Raw genomic sequence first — 21,664 nt, 5'->3', positions numbered from 1 at the left:
TTAAGTTTGAATGCAAAACAGGCTTCCCATGATGAGAAGCCTGCGTGTTAATTATTGAGAATAGGTAGTTAAGAAACGTTCAAGTCGGCCAATTGCCATTTCAAGATCTTCTACATGAGGTAAAGTAACAATTCGGAAATGATCGGGTTGTTTCCAATTAAATCCAGTTCCTTGTACTAATAACACTTTTTCTTGGATTAAAAAGTCGAGCACAAACTTCGCATCATCTTTAATATTAAATTTCTTCACATCAATTTTAGGGAAAAGATACATGGCCCCTTTAGGCTTCACACAAGTGATCCCAGGAATTTGTGTGAGTAGCTCATAGGCACGGTTACGTTGCTCTAATAAACGACCACCGGGTAAAATAAGTTCATTGATACTTTGATAGCCACCGAGTGCGGTTTGAATAGCATGTTGCATGGGTACGTTGGCACACAAACGCATAGAAGCCAACATATCTAAGCCATCTATATAACCTTTAGCAAGATGTTTCGGGCCGGTTAAGAACATCCAACCGCCACGGAAGCCACATACACGGTAGGCTTTCGATAAGCCATTAAAGGTGGCCATTAATACGTCATCGGCAAGTGAGGCAATCGAAGTATGGATTGCGCCATCGTAGAGCACTTTGTCGTAAATTTCATCGGCAAAAATGATTAGGTTATGCTGACGGGCAATTTCAACCACTTCTAATAAGAAATCTCGGCTATATACCGCACCGGTTGGGTTGTTTGGATTAATTAGCACAATACCGCGTGTTTGTTGCGTGATTTTGCTTTTTATGTCATCAAGATCAGGATACCAATCTGATGACTCATCACAAATATAGTGAACAGGGTTACCGCCAGCTAGTGATGCTGCGGCAGTCCAAAGTGGGTAGTCAGGTGCGGGGATTAAGATTTCATCGCCATTATTAAGCAACGCCTGCATCGACATCACGATAAGCTCAGATGCACCGTTACCGATATACACATCCTCCACTTCTAGATCACGTAAGCCTAGTTTTTGATAGTGCTGTACGACTGCTTTGCGGGCAGAATAAATCCCTTTCGAATCACAATAGCCTTGTGACGTCGGTAGGTTACGAATGACATCAACAAGAATTTCATCAGGGGCGTCAAAACCAAATGGGGCAGGGTTGCCAATATTCAGTTTTAAAATCTTTTGCCCTTCCTCTTCCATGCGTTTGGCATGTTTTAGGATTGGCCCTCGAATGTCGTAACAGACATTATCGAGCTTTGATGACATCTCGATGTTGTTCATAGCCTTATATCCACTTATTAATATGTTAATGACCCATCAAGTTACACTATTTTTTCAGGGCAAACCATATCCAGATTGATTGTAAGCAGTATATTTGTGCGAGTTTGATGGTTATTGAATAAAAAGTATCGGTTTCCTTTCTAAAAATGACGAGTTTTTACAATAATTATGATGAGATATGTCGAGTTATCTTCAATGGTGACAAGTCGCCGATTATTTAATGGTAAACGTAGAGAGAAAGTCGCTTACTGCTTGATTTGCATCAATTGAAACCATAGAGTATGCGGCAAAATATAAGATAATAATCAACCATAAAGCTATACTTAACCATCAAGGTTGTAGAAATCAAAATGAGAGGTCGACTTGTCTGAATTACCCCAAGTGATTGAGCTAATAATTGAACGAATTAGACGTGGGCAAGTTTCGAGTGAAAACCGTATCTCTCAAGTAGTTAATCTACCCGAAAACTTTAGTGCTATCGATTGGCTAGAAGGGCAATCCTTATACCCTCGCTTTTATTGGCAATCTCGTGATGCGCGTGAAGAAGTCATTGCTTTAGAAAAAGTGAATAGTTTTACCAACCCTCTAGATGCTTACTCTATTCTTACTGAGCAACAAAGAGTGTGGGGCGGTAAAGCTTTCGATAGCGAGCATTCCAACACGCCTGCGCTTACCAGCTATTTTTTCTTACCTAGAATCGAATTAATTCGTCAAGATGCTCAATGGACACTCAATGCCAATATTGGCCTAGAGATGGAATTGACGATTGAGGCTTTGCAACAACTGAAAGCAGACTACCAACCGATAGAAGCTCTTGTACCCCAATCAAGCCAAGTTTACTTTTCACCTCAATTTGATGAGTGGAAACATATTTTAAATAAGGCATTAACCGCCATTGAAGATCGAAAATTCGAAAAAGTAGTGTTAGCTAGAAAAACCTTGGTTGAATTGCCTAAGCCTATTCGTGCTGCTCAATTACTAAAGTCGAGCCGAGAACAAAACCATAATAGTTTTCATTTTTTAGTTTCACTGGAACCTAATCGGAGCTTTGTTGGTTCGACACCTGAGCGCTTATATCGCCGCTCTGGAAATCAAGTTGAGACCGAAGCGTTAGCTGGCACGGTAGGACGCAATGATGATCCTGTTGAAGATAAAAAGTTGTCTGATTGGTTGATGAACGATGATAAAAATCAGCGTGAAAATCAAATTGTGGTGAATGATATTATTGAACGCTTAGGCCCGTATACCGAAAATATAGTGTTACCCCCTGAAGTGCAATTAATTCAATTGCGTAAAGTTCAGCATTTAAAACGCCATATTAGTGGTTCACTATCATTAGAAACTAAAGGTATTCAACTTTTATCTGCTCTACAGCCAACCGCAGCGATTGCTGGCTTGCCACGTGAAGCATCCCTCAATTTTATTCGTATGAATGAACCTTTTACTCGTGGTTGGTATAGTGGCTCGTTAGGTTATTTTGGTCATCACCAAGCAGAGTTTTGTGTTTCCATTCGAAGTGCTTTATTAGCGGATAATACAGTTAAACTTTACGCGGGTGCGGGTATTATTCCTGGTTCTGAGGCTGAGTTTGAATGGCAAGAGTTAAACCGTAAAACGGCCACGTTATTAAACCTGATTACCGATTATCCGATTGAAAATGAACGTGGTGAATGTGTATGAGCCAAGCTGGATTAAATCGAATTTGGGCACAGGCTATTTTAGAAACGCTAGCTCAATCTGGTGTAAAACATATATGTATCGCGCCGGGCTCTCGTTCAACCCCTTTGAGCCTTGAAGCTTTAGAACTTGCTCAACGCTCAGAACTGACTATACATACCCATTTTGATGAGCGGGGGTTGGGTTTCTTAGCATTAGGGATAGCTAAGGCGACTCAAGATCCTGTCGCGGTGATAGTCACTTCGGGTACGGCGGTAGCGAACTTATTGCCCAGCGTAGCGGAGTCTGGTTTAACTGGCGAAAAACTTATTTTGTTAACTTCTGATCGTCCACAGAGTTTAATCGGGGTTGGTGCGAATCAAGCGATCGTGCAAAAAGGGATCTTTTCTTCGCATGTGAGAAAAAGCGTTGAACTTGCTAGTCCGAGCCGAGATCCAAATCAACCTATGCCACAGAAATTGATTCAAGCACTGAGCGATATTAATCATGCTTTAGCTTATCAATATACTGTATCTGGCTCGTTACATATTAACTGCCCATATCCAGAGCCTTTGTATATTCAAAGCGAACAAGAAAAACACCAATATCAATCAGACTTAGTACAAGCGATGGCTTCGCAGAGTCATTATTTAGAATTGGCTAAATTGTATCCAAGTTACAACGTCTCTGAATTGACCAATGGCATTCAACAAGAAATCATCAATCAGCTTCCTAATTTAAAAGGGGTTATCTTGATTGGTAAAATGCCGTTGGATGAAGCGCAAAAAGTCTCACAGTGGGCGAAAACATTAGGTTGGCCCGTTTTTGCTGATCCTCAATCTGGTGTTAGTAGCGAATGGGCACATTATGATTTATGGCTGCAACAACCGGCTTATTTTGAACAATTATTACAAGCCGATTGTATTTTGCAGTTTGGCGCGCGTTTTGTGTCTAAGCGTATTGGGCAATTTATAAAGCAAGCCGTTACAGAACATCAATGCCATTATTGGGTATTTGAGCCAAATATCAGCGTGTTTAACCCTGAACGACTACCACAACAAAGAACCGTTGCAGCAATAGGTGATTGTGTGGCGATGCTTGAAAATGCTTTGCTCGCTTCTGTTAACCAAATAGCTGGGGCTAACCCAATGGCGGGATGGGCAGATAACCTACAACAGGCCAAAGTGCTGGTTGAGCAAGCCGCTGCTGAAATTCAACAAGGTTATCAGTTAACCGAATGCCAATTGGCACTGAATTTATCTCAATTAACTTCACAACTAGTGAATGCTGAACTCTTTATTGGTAATAGTTTAATTGTGCGTTTAGCGGATATGTTATCGACTATTGAATATACTCAGGTTTATAGCAATCGAGGCGCCTCTGGTATCGATGGTTTGGTAGCGACGGCGACCGGTGTTCAGCGCTCGAAAAATATTCCACTATTCACTCTACTAGGCGACACATCACTGCTCTACGATTTGAATTCATTAGCATTATTGACGGCGGTGTCACAACCTCATGTCGTGATTGTAACTAATAATGATGGTGGGGCGATTTTTGATCTCTTGCCAGTCCCTACTGAGCAGAAACAATTTTTATACCAAATGCCGCACGGCTATCAATTTGAATATATAGCGCATCAGTTTAAACTTAATTATGCTGCGCCTAATTCATGGTCGGTTTTACTTGAGCTCGTGCAGCAATACCTAGTCAATTTTGAACAAGGTGAGACTCGCTCAGCATTATTGGTTGAAGTGGTAACACTGCCCGAACAAGCTTCACAACAGATAAAATCTATCGTATCTAAAATGATCGAATTACTTAACACTACCGAACAGGCGGGAAAATCTCATGCTTTATAGTCATATTGTCGACAATCAAGAAGGAAGCGGGGATGAAAAACAGCAAGCAATCCCTGTTTTTTTGCATGGTTTTTTGGGGTCTAGCCGAGATTGGGATGGTTGTTTTTCCCACCTTAATATTTCCCAGTCGATTCGTGTCGATCTCCCATGCCATGGTTTGAGTAAATATTGTGAAGTGGAAGATTTTCAACAAGCTTGCCACCAAGTTCAACTAACGGTTCTTGCCAAACTAAAAAAAGAAAATATGGATGCCTCAACGCCACTGGTTTTGGTTGGCTATTCATTAGGTGCACGTATTGCCATGTACGGCTTAGCAGAAAAATGCTTTGAAGGACTCAATATTCAAGGTGCAATTCTTGAAGGCGGTAACTTTGGTCTGCAGACTGAAGAAGAGAAAGTACTACGCTGGGAAAATGATAAGCATTGGTCAAAACGTTTTGCGACAGAAGCGATCGATTATGTGTTGTTTGATTGGTATCACCAAGGCGTGTTTGCGTCTTTAAATCCTGATCAACGAGAAGAGTTAGTTGAATTGCGTAGTGATAATCTAGGTTCTCAATTAGGCTGCATGCTGCGTGCTACGTCTCTATCAAAACAGCCTTATCTTTTAGATACCTTAAAGCAACTCTCCATCCCGTTGCTGTATATTTGCGGAGAACAAGACCAAAAATTTAAAACATTGGCGGAGCAAAGTGGCTTGCAATTTAAATCTGTCCCACAAGCCGGTCACAATGTTCATCATGAACAACCGGCCGAATTTGCTGCATTAATCTCTGATTTTATTAACCAACTAAAGTAATTCTCATGTCTATTGTCAAACCTCAAATTCGCACTGCGAAACTGTATCGCTATCATTTACCAATGGACAGCGGCGTGATCGTCCGCGATCAACGCTTATTACAAAGAGAAGGCTACATTGTCGAGCTTACCCAAGGCGGCAACATGGCTTATGGAGAATGTGCGCCGTTACCGGGTTTTAGCCAAGAAAGTTTACAGCAAGTAGAATCTGAGTTGATTGAAGCACTTCAAGCTTGGCAGCACAGCGGTGAATGGCATGATTGGAATACGATGAGCCCAAGTGCTGCTTTTGCACTATCGATGGCACAATGTGAGCTTGATGGTTTACTTCCTCAGCCGGGAGAATACCGCGCCGCACCTTTATGCAGTGGCGATCCTGACGAATTAATCCCAGTGTTTGAAAGCATGGCGAAAGATGGTCGCCAAAAAGTTGCTAAAGTAAAAGTGGGTTTATATGAGCCAATTCGCGACGGTATGTTAGTCAATTTGTTTTTAGAATCGATCCCTGATTTACAATTACGTCTTGATGCGAATCGTAGCTGGACCTTAGAGAAAGCGCTTAAGTTTGCTCAGTATGTTTCGCCTGAATATCGTGAGCGTATCACTTTCCTTGAAGAGCCATGTAAAACCCCAGAATTAAGCCGAGACTTTGCTCAGCAAACTGATATCAACATTGCTTGGGATGAAACCATTCAACAAGCGGATTTCAATGATTTCGAGCTACCTTCTTTACTAGGAAATCATATTGAAGCGATTGTGATTAAACCCACCTTGATTGGCTCTGTAGAACGCTGCTTGTCTTTGATTGATTTTGCACAGCAGAATGGATTACAAGCGGTGATAAGCTCGAGTATTGAGTCGACGATTGGCTTAACTCAATTGGCAAGATTGTCGGCTTGGAAAACGCCGCAACAAACACCTGGCTTAGACACTTTGCAGCTTTTTCAAGCCCAATTAGAAATCACTTGGCCAGATAGCAACCTGCCGGTTTCAGCGTTAACTGAACAGACTTTGATTAAACATTTTGTCGACTAATCATATACCCAAGGTAATTGGAGTTGCAGTGAGGCGACAAGTGAATGAGACCCCATGAGTTTAGCTTGTCTAAATGATTGGGGCGAATGCACGCCGACAACAAAGCTGCAGCTTCAAGTACGACGGGTATAACCGAAAGGCAGTAATGTGGATTTAATACAGCAATGGTGTGTCGTGCATGCCGAAAAGACCGCGTTAGTCACCCCAACGAATTCTTATACGTGGCAGCAGCTAGATGAAGCAATCTCACAGTTGAGTTTACAGTTAAAAGCTCAAGGGGTGAGTAGTGGTCATATCATTGCTGTGATCAGTAAAAATGAGCCAGAGGCGGTCTTTTTATATTTAGCGGCCTTAAGGATTGGCGCGTTATGTGCCTTGATGCCACCTCAGCCGATGGTGGCGATCAAACAAAAACTCAATATCATTCAAGCTAAGTTTGTCTGGGTGTCTAAAGCCATTGATTCACTTGATGAGAATGAACTTAGTCTTCCAAACCTCTCACTTGCTTTAGGTCAATCGCCGTCATTAGATCGTGCTTCAATAAACACCGCTTCAATAGGTACTGCTCAACCTTATCACTTTAACTCGGAACAATTTGCCAGCATCGTTTTTACTTCGGGCTCGACTGGTACTCCGAAGGCAGTAGTGCATGCGGTGAAGCATCATATTGCTAGCGCGCAAGGTCTTACCCAAGAGTTTTTGTTTGAGACACATGATTCTTGGTTGCTGAGTCTACCTATCTACCATGTGTCAGGGTTGTCGATTATTTGGCGTTGGCTTGCTAAAGGAGCCAAGCTAGTCATTGGCAGTGGTGATTTACAATCTGATATTCAGCAAGTGACTCATGCTTCACTCGTTCCAGTTCAATTACAACGTTTGTTAGATTCAGGCCACGCCATTCCACTAAAACGAGTGTTACTCGGCGGATCTCATATTCCACTATCGCTTACCGAAAGAGCAAGCAAGCAGGGAATAGAATGTTGGCTAGGTTATGGCATGACTGAAACCGCTTCTACCGTGATTGCCAAGCCAGTAGATGCGAGCCCAACCGCAGGTGCGTTATTACCTTTCCGAAAAATTAAGCTACAAGATGGACGAATTTATGTGGCAGGGGAAACCTTGGCTGCAGGCTATTTATACCAAGGGCAACTTACGCCACTCGTGACTAGTGAGCAGCCTTGGTTTTATACCAAAGATCTTGGGAAATGCACTCAACAAGCAGGCAAGCCAGATGAATATATTATTTTAGGTCGAGCCGATAACCAGTTTATTTCTGGTGGTGAAAATATTCATTGTGAAGAAATTGAAGCGGTGCTCGTTCGTCACCCAGATATAAAGCAAGCCTTCATTATTCCTGTTGAAGATAAGCAATATGGCCATAGACCCGTGGCGTTTATTGAGGCAGAAACGCTGCAAGAAGCTAAGGTTTACCAAGCGTATTTATTATCTCATTTAGATAAATTTAAATGCCCAGATGCCTATTATTTGCTGCCAACACACTTAATGAATTCTGGCATTAAGATTTCCCGTGCAGATCTTAAAAAGTACTATCAACAAGTTATCGCGTCATAAGTGTCTGGGTTAGAGATCGTGACTATAGTGACAGTAGCTATAGTGGCAATAGTTATTTAATAGCACTAAACAGAATTTATTGATTGAGCGCAAATTCGGCATACTTATTTCATCGTTAACCTATTTAAGGATGAATATGATGAAGCTACTTGTCGTGGCAGCAGTGGTCGTTTTAGTTGGTGTGTCGATTATTTTCAGTGGATTGGTGTCGGCTTTAGCCGAGTTAGGTGCTTTTGCTGTGGTGATTGCTTGGGTTCTAAAAAGTAAGCAAGCGGTAAAAAGAAAAGAGACTCGTATTGAGCCTCATGTATAACCAAGTATGTTTTTAGGCTTATTGGATATGAGTCATAATATAAGTTAGCGAACTTATAGAGATAACCGCCCACAATGTCACACCAAATAGCATCGGTTTAGGGCCTGCTTCTTTAAGTTTTCCAACAGAAATTCCGCAACCAATTAAGAATAAACACAATACTAGCGTCTGTTTGGCGATGCTGTAGATGGCGTGATAAGCAGTTGAGAATTGTGGTACTTGGTCACAGAAAATAATTGCTGCACAATAAAAGATAATAAAGAAAGGAATGGTGATTTTTTTACTTTCGCTTTTAAACATCATTGCACTAAGGAAAGCGACAGGCACAATCCATAATGCGCGAGCGAGTTTTAAGGTAGTCGCGATTTGTAATGATTGTTCACCATAAGCTTGTGCCGCACCAACGACGGATGATGTGTCGTGAATCGCAATCGCAGCCCAAGTTCCAAACTGTACTTGGCTCATATCTAATGCATGACCGACTACTGGGAATAAAAATAATGCCACAGAGTTAAGAACAAACACTACTGCTAAAGCCATGCCAACAGGTTGGTCTTTTGCATTGATTGCTGGGGCTACCGCTGCAATCGCACTTCCCCCACAAATAGCCGTCCCGGCTGCAATTAAATGCCCGGTTTCTCTCTCTAGCTTCATCTTTTTCGCAAGCAGTGTACCGATAAACAGCGTACAGAAAATGCTTGTGACAATAATGCCAACACCTTGTTCTGTTGCATGAATCGCTTGGTCAATATTGATCCCAAAGCCTAAACCAACAATAGAATAAGCTAAGAGTTTTTTAGTGATTTTGGTAACAGGAATAGTGTGAGGAACAAAACCAAAGCTTGTTAATAAAAAGCCAAGAGTTAATGCAATAGGGGAACTTATCCAAGGTGTAAAACAAGCCAAAGCAGCAAGGGAAAATACACCATAATTGCGAATATAAGAGCGCATAACAAACCTAAAATGTATAAAGAATAATACTCAGGATAACTGAAAATAGGGGTTTATTAAGTCTTAATATTTTAAACGTATTGTTTGGTTTTTTATAACAACGTTTGGTTTGATTACATAATAAGAATTTATAGTGAGGATAGAGTTATTGGTGAGTAAAAGAACGGCTTCAAAAAAGCCATCATAGCGAGGTTTAATAGTCCAAGTACGATAAAGAAGTGAGTCATCGAGATATGAATAATACTTAAGAAAATAATTCCCATAACGGCGCTACCAACCATAAATAGAGCATTGAAAATATTATTAGCTGCGATGACTTGGGCACGAGTTTGGTCAGAAGCTAAACTTTGCATCAAAGTATATAAAGGCACAATGAACAATCCACCACAAATTCCTAAACATAACAGCGCAATAAACACTGGGTATAATTGACTAGAAGTGAACAGTGTTGAAATGGTAATTAGAGACTCTGATGGTTTAGGCGTTGCTAATCCTAATGCTAAGCTGCAAGCGGTCATCCCAAATCCACCGAATAGCATTAATTTAAAATTGATTTTTTGATGAGATAGTTTGGCACATAGTAGCGATCCGGTTGCAATACCGACCGAAAATAATGCCAATAAAAAAGACACGCTGGTGGCGTCGCCATTTAAATAGTGTTTAGTGAAATTTGGAAACTGGGTTAGATAACTCGCACCTAGAAACCAAAACCAACTGATCGCGATGATGGCGACATAAATAGTTTTGTGTTGTTTAACCAGCAGTAATGTTTGCTTTGTATGCCGTATGGGTTTCCATTCAAATTTGGCTGTAGAAATTTTAGCTTCCGCCTTGGGGATAAATAAGCTAGAGAGTAGACCTAATAGGGCAAATGAGACTACCGCTATTGCCGTAATCGAGTATGCCGAAGGCGCAGCCACAATAAAACCTGCACCTATCGTGCCGAATAAAATCGCTAGAAATGTGCCAGTTTCGACCCAAGCATTGCCTTTGAGTAGCTCTTTTGGCTTTAAGTGTTGAGGTAATAGGGCATATTTTACCGGACCAAAAAACGCCGATTGTGCGCCCATAAGAAACAATAAAAACAATAATGCAGTATAACTTTGAGTAAGAAAGCTAATCGCGCCAAGTAACATTATCACCACTTCAGCCAGTTTAACTATGCGAATAAATGTCGACTTTTCACATTGATCGGTTAGTACACCGGCACTTGCCGAAAAAAGGAAAAACGGTAAGATAAATAGACCCGCAGCGAGGTTAATAAATAAGGTGCTCGACATAGGCAGATCATCGACACTAGCAAAGGCAACAAAAAGTAGTAGAGCATTTTTATAAATATTATCGTTAAAAGCACCTAAAAACTGAGTGACAAAATAGGGGAGGAAACGTCTTGAAAGAAAGATTGGTGCTGGTTGATTATTCATTGTTATCCTTGAAACAACCCTTAAGATCTGTTGACCTTTGGTGGTGAGTTTACTTTGTTAATAGTTTCAATATGCTTGATTCGAGTTACTGTTACAACTAGATTCTGACTAGTAGTTATTCATCGTTGAGGTTACTTATTGTGTCGCTTCTAACCAATTGCAATATTCTGAAACATAGCAGTAGTGTACACCTTGCGTATTACCGTTATGATGAATTCAGTTTTACTTATTATTATAAAAGGGATCGTATGAATCGACTTTTTGTCATGGTGGCCTTGATCATGGTATCAATGGTTACAGCTCCAATCGCTGAAGCAAAACGCTTTGGTGGTGGTAAGTCTTTCGGTAAAAGTTTTAAAACTGCGCCAGCACCAAAGCAGAACGTGCAAAACACTAACACGTTAAATAAAAAACCGGATGCAACCAACACTCGTCGTGGTGGTATGATGGGCGGTATGCTAGGCGGTTTGTTGGCTGGCGGCCTACTTGCTTCTTTATTTATGGGGGGCGGTTTTGAAGGCATCCAATTCTTCGATATCTTAATTCTTGGTCTGATCGCTTTTGTCGCATTCAAATTCTTACGCGGTATGATGGGAGCAAAACAAGGTTCGATGAATCGAGGGCCTCAAGCAGCGTATTCTGGTGCGATGAATCGTCAGCAATTCGAGCAACCGAATGTACAAAATTTTGAGCAACCTCAATCTTTAGGTGGTTTTGGTGCAACAGGGCAGTCTGATGTTCCTCATAACTTCCCTCCAGGTTTTGACCGTGTAGCATTTGTGGAAGGTTCTCGTGAACATTACCGCACACTACAAGGGGCTTGGAACTTTAATCAATTAGATAAGATTGAAGAGTACGTTACTCCAAGTTTGTTTGAAGAGCTAAAAGCGGAGCGCGCACAACTTCAAGGCGATCAACATACTGATGTCATGTACGTTGATGCAGAGATTGTTCGTGGCGAGTACGATGTCTCAAAAGCACAATTAAGTATTCAATTTACTGGTCGTTACCGAGATGCTGTGGAAGGTCTTGAAGAAGACATCGATGAAGTTTGGCATTTAGAACGTGACTTAATCGCTAATAATGCTCCTTGGTTGATTGTCGGGATTCAAACTAACTCGTAATCTAATCCAGCAAAGTAATATGAGAGAGTCAATGAAGAAATTCGTTGGCTTTTTTTGTTTGAATACTACGGTGAAATTTGAACGGTAAATGAGGTATTCCACATATCAGATATTGGTTGTATGGCTTGAGTGACCGCATGATGATCGGTGCTTAAAAACGACAAATATAATGTCTCTGCTTTTTGAGTATATTGGGTTAGTCCCTTAAGCTCGAGTATCCGTTGAAAGAACACTTCTTCATCTGTAAGGCATCTAAATATTGGTTTATCCAGCCTAATGATAATCTCCACCATTTTGTCTCCAACAATAGATTCAGAACTATTATATAAGTTTAACTTAGTTTAACTTATATATAAAAAATCCCCGCTGATTTTCATCAACGGAGATGACTCGTTTTAGCTTTTAGCTTATTAAGCTTGTGCTGCTTGATCCGCTTGAATTGCTGTTAGTGCAACCGTGTAAACGATATCGTCTACTAGAGCACCACGAGACAAGTCATTAACAGGCTTACGCATACCTTGAAGCATTGGACCGATAGATACTAGGTCTGCAGAACGCTGTACCGCTTTGTATGTTGTGTTACCAGTGTTTAGGTCTGGGAATACAAATACGGTTGCTTTACCTGCTACAGGAGAGTTAGGCGCTTTAGAAGCGGCAACATTTTCCATGATAGCTGCATCGTATTGTAGAGGGCCGTCGATAACGAGATCAGGACGTTTCTCTTGAGCGATTTTGGTTGCTTCACGTACTTTATCTACGTCTGCACCTTTACCAGATGTACCGGTAGAGTATGAGATCATAGCAACGCGTGGATCAATACCGAATGCTTTGGCTGAATCAGCAGATTGAATTGCGATTTCTGCAAGTTGCTCTGCGTTTGGATCTGGGTTGATCGCACAGTCACCATAAACCAATACTTGGTCAGGTAATAGCATGAAGAATACAGATGATACGATTGATGCACCTGGTGCCGTTTTGATGATTTGGAACGGAGGTACAATAGTATTAGCTGTAGTGTGAACTGCGCCTGATACTAGGCCATCAACTTCACCCGCTTCTAGCATCATAGTGCCTAGGAATACTGAATCTTCCAGTTTCTCGCGAGCCACAACTTCAGTCATGCCTTTCGCACCACGTAGTTCGACTAGACGCGCTACGTAGTTTTCGCGAACTTCATCAGAGTTGATTATGGTTACACCAGCGCCTAGTTCAACACCTTGTTGAGCTGCAACGCGTTTGATCTCATCAGGGTTACCTAGAAGTACACATTCTGCAATACCACGTTCAGCACAGATTGCTGCTGCTTTAACGGTACGTGGTTCATCACCTTCAGGAAGTACGATACGCTTGCCAGCACGACGAGCAAACTCAGTTAATTGGTAACGGAATGCTGGTGGGCTTAGACGACGAATACCTTGAGTACCTTCAGATAGAGAATCAATCCAAGGACCATCAATGTGGCTTGCTACGTGATCATTGATGAATTCGATACGTTCTTTATCATCAGCGGGAACTTCTAGGTTGAAACTTTGTAGGTTTAATGACGTCTGCCATGTGTTACCTTGCGCTTTGAAAATCGGTAGGCCAGCGTCAAATGCCGGTTTACATAAATCAGCAATAGAAGCAGGGATGTCGTAACCACCAGTTAGCAAGATCGCACCGATTTCTACGCCATTCATTGATGCTAGAGCAGCCGCAACGATAACGTCTGGACGGTCAGCTGAAGTGACCAGTAATGAACCTGGCTTAAAGTGCTCAATCATATTTGGTAGAGAGCGTGCACAGAAAGTGATGCTCTTGATACGACGAGAGTTAATTTCACCCGCGTTGATAATATCCGCATTTAAGTGTTTTGCCATATCGATAGCACGAGTTGCAATTAACTCAACTTTCCAAGGTACACAACCTAGCACGCGAATTGGGCTAGAGTTGAAAATTTGCATTACTTCGATGTTAGCTTGAACTGTGTTATCGGTTTCGTCAAAAATCTCAGAAAGATCTGGACGAGTACGACCAGCTTCATCAACCGGTGCATTTAACTTGTTGATGATAACACCTGAAATTGATTTATTTTTGGTGCCCCCAAAGTTTGAACAAGCAACATCAATACGCTCTTTTAATTGCGTAGGGTTGTTAGTACCAGGAGTGGCAACAAATACAATTTCAGCACCAAGTGTTTTCGCAATTTCTGCATTTACTTGGTTAGCAAAAGGATGCTTACGAGTCGGAACTAGACCTTCAATAAGAACGACTTCAGAGCTATTGCTGATTGCGTTATAACGCTCAACGATTTGCTCAAGAAGCACATCCATTTTTTCATTACTGATCATAGATTCAGCTTCTGACATCATCGTTGGTTCAGCAATTTTGAGGTCACTACTTGCTGAGATTATTGATGATGTTAGATCTGGGATATCATCGCCACTACGAGGTTGAGCGATAGGTTTGAAAAACGAAACATTTACACCCTTACGTTCCATAGCACGTAAGACGCCTAAGCTTACGCTAGTAAGACCAACACCAGCGCTAATAGGAACAAGCATAATAGTACGAGACATAGAATTATTTCCTCTAACTATTGAAAGTAACTGAGTAGAAAATACACAGCTTAAAAGAAAACAGGCTAACGCGAGGTTAGCCTGTGAATTATTAAAGACCCGCTAGACGTGCTGTATCTTCAGCGATAACCAATTCTTCATTGGTTGAGATAACCATCGCTGGTACACGACTGTTGTCTGAAGTGATTACACCTTCACCACCGAAGCGAGCAGCAAGGTTTTTCTCGCTATCAACTTCAACACCTAGAAGTGCAAGACGCTCTAGAACAAGCTGACGGATAGGGCCAGAATTCTCACCGATACCACCTGTAAATACGATTGCATCTAAACGGCCATCAAGCGTTGCTGTGTAGCCTGCAATGTATTTAGCAAGACGATGGCAGAATACGTTCATTGCACGGGCTGCTTCTGGTTTGTCTTGGTAGTTGTCTTCCACAAAACGGCAATCAGAAGTCACTTGAGTTAGACCTAGTAATCCTGATTCTTTGGTTAGGATAGTGTTGATTTGTTCAACCGAATAACCAAGTGCATCATGCATGTGGAAGATGATTGCAGGATCGATATCACCACAACGTGTACCCATTACTAAGCCTTCTAATGGTGTTAGTCCCATTGAAGTATCAACTGATTGACCATTTTTAATCGCACAAATTGATGCACCATTCCCTAAATGACAGTTGATAATGTTAACGTCTTCAACTGGCTTATCCATGATGTTAGCAACTTCACGGGTAATAAACAGGTGAGAAGTACCATGCATACCGTAACGGCGAATGCTGTTTTCAGTATATAGGTTGTATGGGATCGCATATAAGAATGCTTCTTCTGGCATTGTTTGGTGGAACGCTGTATCGAATACCGCAACATTTTTAAGGCTAGGGAATGCAACTTTAGCTGCTTCCATACCAGCAATAGCAGCAGGGTTATGAAGTGGTGCTAGTGTGGTTACATCTTTGATTTCTTGAATAACAGCATCAGTAATGAGTACAGATGATGTGAAGTTTTCACCGCCGTGTACTACGCGGTGACCGATAGCGCCAAGGCCTTCACCTAGTTCTGGTTTAGAAGCAAGAATAGTGTCAACGATGAATTTTAACGCTTCAGCGTGCGCAGCACCGTTCCCTAATTGAGCTTCATGCTTTCCATCTAGTTTCCATTTAATACGTGCTTCTGGAAGACCTAAACATTCGGAAAGGCCGGTTAGAAGCTCATCGCCAGATTCCGCATCAACGATTGCAAATTTTAGTGAAGAACTACCACAGTTTAAAACTAGGACTAGCTTTGACATGAGTGAATACCTGTATTCGTACAAAAAATGACTGTAATGAAATAAAACAATTTCAAGAATAGACGACAATCGGGGATCAACGTATTATTCTTTAAATATGCCCTTACTTTTGATGCTTAATTGCATGAGAGACAAAGGCGATAAAATTGATTTAATGCGACACAATTCTCGGTTTTCTTTGTAATAAAGCAACTGAGATTATAAAAGCGCGCAAAGGATAACGATTATATCCTAAGATAACAAAAAATTTTTAATGAATATTAACTTTAGTCAATTTTATTGCAGTTTTTGTTGATTTTTTGTTATTTTATTTTAGTGGGTGGAGGAATTATGAGTCAAACAGGGTTTATTCACCGTTTTAAAGATGGTCAACAGTACATGGATCTTTGGCCTGTTCGTAAAGAGCTTGCACCTATGTTTCCTGAACAACGTATAATAAAAGCCACTAAGTTTGGCATTAAAGCCATGCCTGCCGTCGCGGCCATAAGTGTGTTGCTACAAATGAGCTTGCAGAATTACAATGCAATGCCGCAAGCCATAGTGATCGCTTTGTTTGCGATTAGTTTACCTTTGCAAGGAATTTGGTGGCTTGGTACTCGCTCTAATACCGTATTGCCTCCTAGTCTTGCTAATTGGTATAGAGAATTATATCAAAAAGTCGCGGAATCAGGTGCGGCACAAGAACCTATAAAATCCAAGCCTCGTTATAAAGAGTTAGCCGCTATGCTTAAAAGAGCGTTTCGTCAACTTGATGAAAGTGCATTAGAGCGTTGGTTCTAAATATCAATCCTTGCTTCTGTTCAACAAAAACAAAGCCCTAATAATTAGTTATTAGGGCTTTGTTGCTATTTTATTATCTGTTACTTCCTTTTATATACATTAACTGGTAAGAATATGTTCATGGCAGATCGGATCTGTCTAGATATTAATAATAAAGTTACCCAGATAATAGGGTATAAACACAACATTTTATTGCTGAATCAAGGAGTCAAGATGAAAGCAAAACAACTTTTCGCAAGTGCAATTTTTGCAGGTGTGGCATTACTCACTACCACAGGTGCTATGGCTGAAACTTACAAAGTATCAGTATCACAAATTGTTGAACATCCCGCACTTGATGCATCCCGCAATGGATTAATTGATGGGCTAAAAGCAAAGGGATACGAAGAAGGCAAGAATTTGGAGTTTGAATATCGAACCGCTCAGGGGAATCCTGCCATCGCTTCTCAGATTGCCCGCCAATTTGTCGGAGAAGGCGCTGATGTATTAGTTGGTATCGCTACACCTTCTGCTCAAGCATTAGCAGCAACCACCAAGAATATTCCTATCGTCTTTACGGCAGTGACCGACCCTGTAGAAGCGAAGTTAGTTAAGAGCCTTGATAACCCTTCTGGGAATGTAACTGGGCTTTCCGATCTATCTCCGATAGGCCAGCATATCGATTTAATGAAAGAGTTGCTTCCTAACCTTAAAACGATTGGTGTGGTGTATAACCCAGGTGAAGCCAATGCAGTTGCGTTGATTAATTTGCTTAAAGTTGAAGCAAAAACGCGTAATGTTCAAATTGTTGAAAGTACTGCATTGAAAAGTGCGGATGTTCAGTCGGCGACTCAAGCTATCGTGGCAAAATCAGATGTGATTTACGCGATGATCGATAACACGGTTGCGAGTGCCATTGATGGTATGGTAGCGGCTGCGAATCAAGCGAAGAAACCCGTTTTTGCGGCTTCAACTACTTATATTGAAAGTGGTGCAGTGATTGCTCTAGGTGCAGATTACTATCAAGTTGGTGTACAAACGGCTGATTATGTTGCTGCGATTCTTGAAGGTAAGAAGCCGACTGATCTGCCTGTTACGGTAGCTAAAGCTTCCGATTTAATTATCAATCAGCAATCAGCGGATAAACTAGGGATTGAGATTCCTCAATCGATTTTAGATCGTGCTGAAGTGTATAAAAAGTAAGGTTGTGATAAGGCAGCTAATTTCAGTTAGTTGCCTTTAATATTGGATTGTATTCTCCAAATTGAATTGGGGGATTTTATTACCAGTCGTTAAATAGCGGTAATATTCATACCAATCAAATTAATTAGGTGATCAAAAATTGCGAAGGAAAAAGCCTTGAGAACAAGGCGTAAATTTTCGATAAGTAGTTGCTCTACAATCAAAATTTATAACGCAGTTATCGAGGCTTTTAACAAGTAAGAATGATCATATAATTAGTGCGATTGGTATAAGCAGCGAGGGAGTATTTATGTCTGCTTTTGCCTTTTATGGCGCTTTAGAGCTAGGCCTAGTCTATGGTTTAGTTGCACTAGGTGTTTACCTTACTTTTCGAGTTTTAGACTTTCCTGATCTAACGGTAGACGGCAGTTTTCCAATGGGGGCTGCGGTTGCGGCGGCGGCATTAGTATCAGGTGTTAATCCGTGGATCGCCACAGCAATGGCATTTGTTGTGGGTGGGATCAGTGGCTTAGTCACGGCTTTTCTTGCGGTACGTTGTGGGATCTTGCATTTACTTGCTTCCATTTTGACTATGTTAGCGGCTTTCTCGATTAATATTCGTATTATGGGAAGACCCAATTTATCCTTGTTAGGTGAAGAAACAATATTTACACCATTAGATGCTTTTGCAGGCACCTTGTTTGTTCGACCTTTAGCAGTGGCGATTATCGTTATCATTTCTGCGTTAATTATTATTCGTTTGCTTAATAGTGATTTTGGCCTTGCTCTGAGAGCGACAGGTGTTAATGCGCGAATGGTTGCGGCACAAGGTGCAAGTACGGGGTTTTACACATACTTTGGCTTGGCACTTTCAAATGGATTAGTTGGTTTTGCAGGAGCAGTGTTGGCTCAAACCAATGGCTTTGCGGATGTGACTTCTGGGGTAGGAACGATTGTAGTCGGCTTGGCTGCAGTTATTCTTGGTCAGACATTGATCCCTAGTCGTAAAATTTGGGTCGCAGTCGTTGCCGTGATTGTTGGTTCGGTTTTATATCGTATTGCTATCCAGTTTGCGCTCAATACCGGCATGTTTGGTATGCAAGCATCAGACTTAAATTTAGTGACGGCTATTTTGGTTGCGGCGGCTCTAGTTGCACCGAAAATTAAAAGTAATATGAAAGCCAAGCGCGCAGCTAAGGGGGCTTTATGATTGAACTCAAAAATATTGAGGTGACATTTAACCCGGGTACGGTTCTAGAGAATAAAGCGTTAAGAAAAGTATCATTGAATGTTCCTCAGCATCAATTTTTGACAGTAATAGGCTCCAATGGTGCGGGTAAATCGACTTTATTAGGTGCAGTGACCGGTGAAACTCCAATGATTGGTGGTAATGTCATTATTGATAATGTTGATGTGACAAAGCGTTCTGTTGATCAAAGAGCCAACATGTGCGCGCGAGTCTTTCAGGATCCACTTGCAGGTACTTGTGGCGATCTAACCATCGAAGAAAATATGGCCATTGCTTATATGCGTGGTAAGCGTCGAGGTTGGACAATGGCGCTCACCAATAAACGCCGTAAATTGTTTCAAGAGCGAATCAGTATTCTAGGTTTGGGGCTTGAAGATCGCTTAGGTGACAATATTGGTTTGCTTTCAGGTGGTCAACGTCAAGCAGTCAGCCTTATCATGGCAACGTTATCTGATAGCAAATTGCTGCTTCTTGATGAGCATACTGCGGCGTTAGATCCAAGAATGGCGGCTTTTGTTATTGATTTAACCAAAACGGTGATTAAAGAATTTGATCTCACTGCGATGATGGTGACTCACTCGATGAAAGATGCTCTAGATTGTGGTGATAGAACCATCATGCTGCACCAAGGTGAAATAGTGCTTGATGTCGAAAGTGATAAACGACAAGGCATGCAAGTATCAGATTTACTTGAGATGTTTAGCAAGGTGAGGGGAGAAGAACTTTCAGACGATAGCCTGTTACTGGGTTAAATTAAGAACTGAAATTTGATTCACTTCTCTTATCAATGTGTATTTATTATTGATAGGAGGAGTGGTGTCTTGACATTGATTAATAGCCACAAGGTTATACAAATTAATATTGAATGGATTTAATATAGTCCACGATAGGCTGTGCTTTATTGTAGCGGCGAATATTGCGAAATAAGTCATCAGCCTGTGTGTACTCATGACGTAGATACGAAAGCCACTGTTTGATTCTATTTGGGTAGTATAGGCCTTTATCTCCTTCAATTTCAAACTCAGAGTAGTTGAGCATCAAATCAACAACTTGTTCCCAAGGCATCGCGCTTTCATTGTATTTCACTGCATTTCCCAAGTTGGGTAGATTAAACGCGCCTCGGCATACCATTAAAGCATCGGCTTTCGTTTGTTCAAGGCAAGCTTGTCCATCTTGGTAGCTCCAAATCTCACCATTGGCAATAATCGGTATCTGGCTATGCTGTTTTATTTGCTCGATATATTCCCATTTGATTTCACTGGCTTTATAGCCTCCCATTTTGGTACGGCCATGTACGGTTAATTCATCGGCACCAGCTTGTTGTATCGCATCTGCGATCTCAAAACAATCCTGTGGATCTTCCCAACCTAAGCGAATTTTGGCCGAGACCACAATATTACTTGGTACGGCTTTACGACAAGCGCTCACAATTTGATATATCAATTCAGGATGCTGTAATAAAGCTGCGCCACCTTTACTTTTGTTAACCATTTTTGCTGGGCAACCAAAGTTAAGATCAATGCCTTGTGAGCCTAGTTCAACAGCCCGTATGGCATTTTCGGCCATCCAGTTAGGATTTTGCCCAAGCAGTTGTAGTCGGACAGGTGTCCCTGAGCGAGTTTTTGAACCTTGGAATAGTTCTGGGCACAAGCGAGTAAAAACATGTTCGGGTAATAACTGATCGACAACACGCACAAACTCAGTGACACAAAGATCGTAATCATTAATGTCAGTCAGTAATTCACGCATTAAATGGTCAAGCACACCTTCCATCGGGCCTAATACGACTCGCATGGCTTTCTCCAGAACAGTTTAAAAATAGGTTGCAGATTGTAGTGGGTTCCATCCGTATTGTCACTGCTATATTCCCAAGTTCCTAGCTACCAAGGGAGTTAACTAAACAAACTTATTTGGTTCTTTTTTAATGAGTCGTTACACTAAGCGGAAACTTAAAGTATGAGAAATCTAAATGCCTCTAATTGAACATATCAATTTAGAAAACACCGAATATACGCCAGCTTTTATAGAAGGGGCTATTTTGGCCGCTAATATGACACCAAAAGTTTTGCCGCCTGATGTTTGGATTGCGCCTTTGGTTGAGCTAGATAAACAGCAAGCAGAAGCAAATTTAACGCGTCATTTTGAATTACAATATGCTCACTTGATGGCTTGTGAATATGATGTGTTAGCACTATTAAGCATTGAACCAAATAAACATCAAGATTTAGCTGAGTTTGCCGAAGGCTTTATGACGGTGTGGCCAGTGATTGAAGCGGGTTGGAATGAAGTGGCTGAAATCCCTGATGGCACAGTACGCATGCTACAAGGATTATTAACGACTTTGATGCTTGCGATTGATGAAGAGTCAACACAGCAACAAATGGTAGAGGCAGGAATCAAAGTGCCACCGACTTTATCTGCATTGTTACCTCAGCTTAATATCATGATTAACGAAGTAGCAAAAGCTGCTGACGAAGCGCTGCAAGGCACAAAAGCACAAAGTATCAATCCATACAAAGAGGTTGGCCGTAATGATGCGTGTGTATGTGGTAGTGGTAAAAAGTTTAAACATTGTTGTGCTAGAAGTGAATAACGTATTGCTATAGAGCTATAGAAGATAGGGCAAC

The 21,664-nt window shown here is 41.3% G+C and carries 17 protein-coding genes and 1 pseudogene; 12 read left to right on the top strand and 6 right to left on the bottom strand.

Translation table 11 applies throughout. The features are described 5' to 3' along the window. Nucleotides 1-51 precede the first annotated feature (51 nt). Nucleotides 52-1,266 (bottom strand): pyridoxal phosphate-dependent aminotransferase, encoded by a 1,215-nt coding sequence (locus tag ACN0T8_RS03005; RefSeq protein WP_417879172.1) that lies wholly within the window; start codon nt 1,264-1,266, stop codon nt 52-54. Between the two features lie 363 nt (nt 1,267-1,629). Here ACN0T8_RS03005 and ACN0T8_RS03000 point away from each other — a divergent pair, with 363 nt between their 5' ends. From ACN0T8_RS03000 to ACN0T8_RS02975, 6 genes are all read left to right on the top strand, one after another. Beyond that, complete coding sequence (locus ACN0T8_RS03000; RefSeq protein WP_417879171.1) at nt 1,630-2,946, top strand: isochorismate synthase; 1,317 nt, start codon at nt 1,630-1,632, stop codon at nt 2,944-2,946. After that, nucleotides 2,937-4,784, top strand: a complete 1,848-nt coding sequence (gene menD / locus ACN0T8_RS02995; protein ID WP_417879170.1) for a 2-succinyl-5-enolpyruvyl-6-hydroxy-3-cyclohexene-1-carboxylic-acid synthase — start codon at nt 2,937-2,939, stop codon at nt 4,782-4,784. Before ACN0T8_RS03000 ends, menD begins: the two co-directional genes overlap by 10 nt. Further along, nucleotides 4,774-5,583 carry a 2-succinyl-6-hydroxy-2,4-cyclohexadiene-1-carboxylate synthase gene (gene menH, locus ACN0T8_RS02990; protein ID WP_417879169.1) on the top strand — a complete coding sequence of 270 codons (810 nt, stop codon included), beginning with the start codon at nt 4,774-4,776 and terminating at the stop codon, nt 5,581-5,583. The genes menD and menH overlap by 11 nt, the downstream gene beginning before the upstream one ends. Nucleotides 5,584-5,609: 26 nt before the next feature. After that, entirely contained in the window at nt 5,610-6,617 is a 1,008-nt protein-coding gene (gene menC / locus ACN0T8_RS02985) for an o-succinylbenzoate synthase (protein WP_417879488.1), read from the top strand. A 147-nt stretch (nt 6,618-6,764) separates the two neighbouring features. Then, nucleotides 6,765-8,189, top strand: a complete 1,425-nt coding sequence (gene menE / locus ACN0T8_RS02980) for an o-succinylbenzoate--CoA ligase (protein WP_417879168.1) — start codon at nt 6,765-6,767, stop codon at nt 8,187-8,189. A 136-nt stretch (nt 8,190-8,325) separates the two neighbouring features. Next, a complete protein-coding gene (locus ACN0T8_RS02975) occupies nt 8,326-8,502 on the top strand; it encodes a hypothetical protein (protein ID WP_417879167.1) in 177 nt (58 codons plus the stop codon). A gap of 18 nt (nt 8,503-8,520) precedes the next feature. Here the strand turns inward: ACN0T8_RS02975 and ACN0T8_RS02970 are convergent, their stop codons facing one another. Next, nucleotides 8,521-9,453: a YeiH family protein gene (locus ACN0T8_RS02970; protein ID WP_417879166.1), complete on the bottom strand. Its 933-nt coding sequence runs from the start codon at nt 9,451-9,453 to the stop codon at nt 8,521-8,523. Between the two features lie 191 nt (nt 9,454-9,644). Further along, nucleotides 9,645-10,877 (bottom strand): annotated as a pseudogene (locus ACN0T8_RS02965) (MFS transporter); the annotation flags it as partial. 248 nt (nt 10,878-11,125) lie between these two features. Here ACN0T8_RS02965 and ACN0T8_RS02960 point away from each other — a divergent pair. Then, entirely contained in the window at nt 11,126-12,001 is an 876-nt protein-coding gene (locus ACN0T8_RS02960; protein WP_417879165.1) for a Tim44 domain-containing protein, read from the top strand. Between the two features lie 410 nt (nt 12,002-12,411). Here ACN0T8_RS02960 and pta read toward each other — a convergent pair whose 3' ends face one another. Beyond that, the gene (gene pta / locus ACN0T8_RS02955; RefSeq protein ID WP_417879164.1) at nt 12,412-14,559 is read right to left on the bottom strand and encodes a phosphate acetyltransferase; all 2,148 of its coding nucleotides are present in this window, start codon (nt 14,557-14,559) and stop codon (nt 12,412-12,414) included. A gap of 91 nt (nt 14,560-14,650) precedes the next feature. Continuing rightward, nucleotides 14,651-15,847: an acetate kinase gene (locus ACN0T8_RS02950; protein ID WP_417879163.1), complete on the bottom strand. Its 1,197-nt coding sequence runs from the start codon at nt 15,845-15,847 to the stop codon at nt 14,651-14,653. Nucleotides 15,848-16,177: 330 nt separating this feature from the next. Here ACN0T8_RS02950 and yfbV point away from each other — a divergent pair, with 330 nt between their 5' ends. From yfbV to ACN0T8_RS02930, 4 genes are all read left to right on the top strand, one after another. Next, entirely contained in the window at nt 16,178-16,627 is a 450-nt protein-coding gene (yfbV, locus tag ACN0T8_RS02945) for a terminus macrodomain insulation protein YfbV (RefSeq protein WP_417879162.1), read from the top strand. A 213-nt stretch (nt 16,628-16,840) separates the two neighbouring features. After that, on the top strand, nt 16,841-17,809 hold the full coding sequence (locus ACN0T8_RS02940) for an ABC transporter substrate-binding protein (protein WP_417879161.1): 969 nt from the start codon (nt 16,841-16,843) through the stop codon (nt 17,807-17,809). 289 nt (nt 17,810-18,098) lie between these two features. Next, entirely contained in the window at nt 18,099-18,998 is a 900-nt protein-coding gene (locus tag ACN0T8_RS02935; protein WP_417879160.1) for an ABC transporter permease, read from the top strand. Then, nucleotides 18,995-19,789 carry an ABC transporter ATP-binding protein gene (locus ACN0T8_RS02930; RefSeq protein WP_089123220.1) on the top strand — a complete coding sequence of 265 codons (795 nt, stop codon included), beginning with the start codon at nt 18,995-18,997 and terminating at the stop codon, nt 19,787-19,789. Before ACN0T8_RS02935 ends, ACN0T8_RS02930 begins: the two co-directional genes overlap by 4 nt. 103 nt (nt 19,790-19,892) lie before the next feature. Here ACN0T8_RS02930 and dusC read toward each other — a convergent pair whose 3' ends face one another. Further along, nucleotides 19,893-20,831: a tRNA dihydrouridine(16) synthase DusC gene (dusC, locus tag ACN0T8_RS02925; protein WP_417879159.1), complete on the bottom strand. Its 939-nt coding sequence runs from the start codon at nt 20,829-20,831 to the stop codon at nt 19,893-19,895. Between the two features lie 175 nt (nt 20,832-21,006). Between dusC and ACN0T8_RS02920 the strand changes: the two genes are divergently transcribed. Continuing rightward, nucleotides 21,007-21,630 (top strand): SEC-C metal-binding domain-containing protein, encoded by a 624-nt coding sequence (locus ACN0T8_RS02920; RefSeq protein WP_417879158.1) that lies wholly within the window; start codon nt 21,007-21,009, stop codon nt 21,628-21,630. The last annotated feature ends 34 nt before the right edge of the window (nt 21,631-21,664 follow it).

Source organism: Vibrio sp., assembly GCF_048266485.1.
In the GTDB taxonomy this organism is placed as follows: Bacteria; Pseudomonadota; Gammaproteobacteria; order Enterobacterales; family Vibrionaceae; genus Vibrio.
Note: the sequence above shows the minus strand (reverse complement) of the source record. Positions and strands in the feature narration are given on the sequence as shown.

Coding starts and splice junctions, on each gene's coding strand:
- ACN0T8_RS03005 (WP_417879172.1), bottom strand. CDS start 1,266: ATGAACAACATCGAGATGTCATCAAAGCTCGATAATGTCTGTTACGAC.
- ACN0T8_RS02960 (WP_417879165.1), top strand. CDS start 11,126: ATGAATCGACTTTTTGTCATGGTGGCCTTGATCATGGTATCAATGGTT.
- ACN0T8_RS02950 (WP_417879163.1), bottom strand. CDS start 15,847: ATGTCAAAGCTAGTCCTAGTTTTAAACTGTGGTAGTTCTTCACTAAAA.
- menD (WP_417879170.1), top strand. CDS start 2,937: ATGTGTATGAGCCAAGCTGGATTAAATCGAATTTGGGCACAGGCTATT.
- yfbV (WP_417879162.1), top strand. CDS start 16,178: ATGAGTCAAACAGGGTTTATTCACCGTTTTAAAGATGGTCAACAGTAC.
- ACN0T8_RS02935 (WP_417879160.1), top strand. CDS start 18,099: ATGTCTGCTTTTGCCTTTTATGGCGCTTTAGAGCTAGGCCTAGTCTAT.
- ACN0T8_RS02940 (WP_417879161.1), top strand. CDS start 16,841: ATGAAAGCAAAACAACTTTTCGCAAGTGCAATTTTTGCAGGTGTGGCA.
- menH (WP_417879169.1), top strand. CDS start 4,774: ATGCTTTATAGTCATATTGTCGACAATCAAGAAGGAAGCGGGGATGAA.
- ACN0T8_RS02970 (WP_417879166.1), bottom strand. CDS start 9,453: ATGCGCTCTTATATTCGCAATTATGGTGTATTTTCCCTTGCTGCTTTG.
- ACN0T8_RS02930 (WP_089123220.1), top strand. CDS start 18,995: ATGATTGAACTCAAAAATATTGAGGTGACATTTAACCCGGGTACGGTT.
- pta (WP_417879164.1), bottom strand. CDS start 14,559: ATGTCTCGTACTATTATGCTTGTTCCTATTAGCGCTGGTGTTGGTCTT.
- dusC (WP_417879159.1), bottom strand. CDS start 20,831: ATGCGAGTCGTATTAGGCCCGATGGAAGGTGTGCTTGACCATTTAATG.
- ACN0T8_RS02975 (WP_417879167.1), top strand. CDS start 8,326: ATGATGAAGCTACTTGTCGTGGCAGCAGTGGTCGTTTTAGTTGGTGTG.
- ACN0T8_RS02920 (WP_417879158.1), top strand. CDS start 21,007: ATGCCTCTAATTGAACATATCAATTTAGAAAACACCGAATATACGCCA.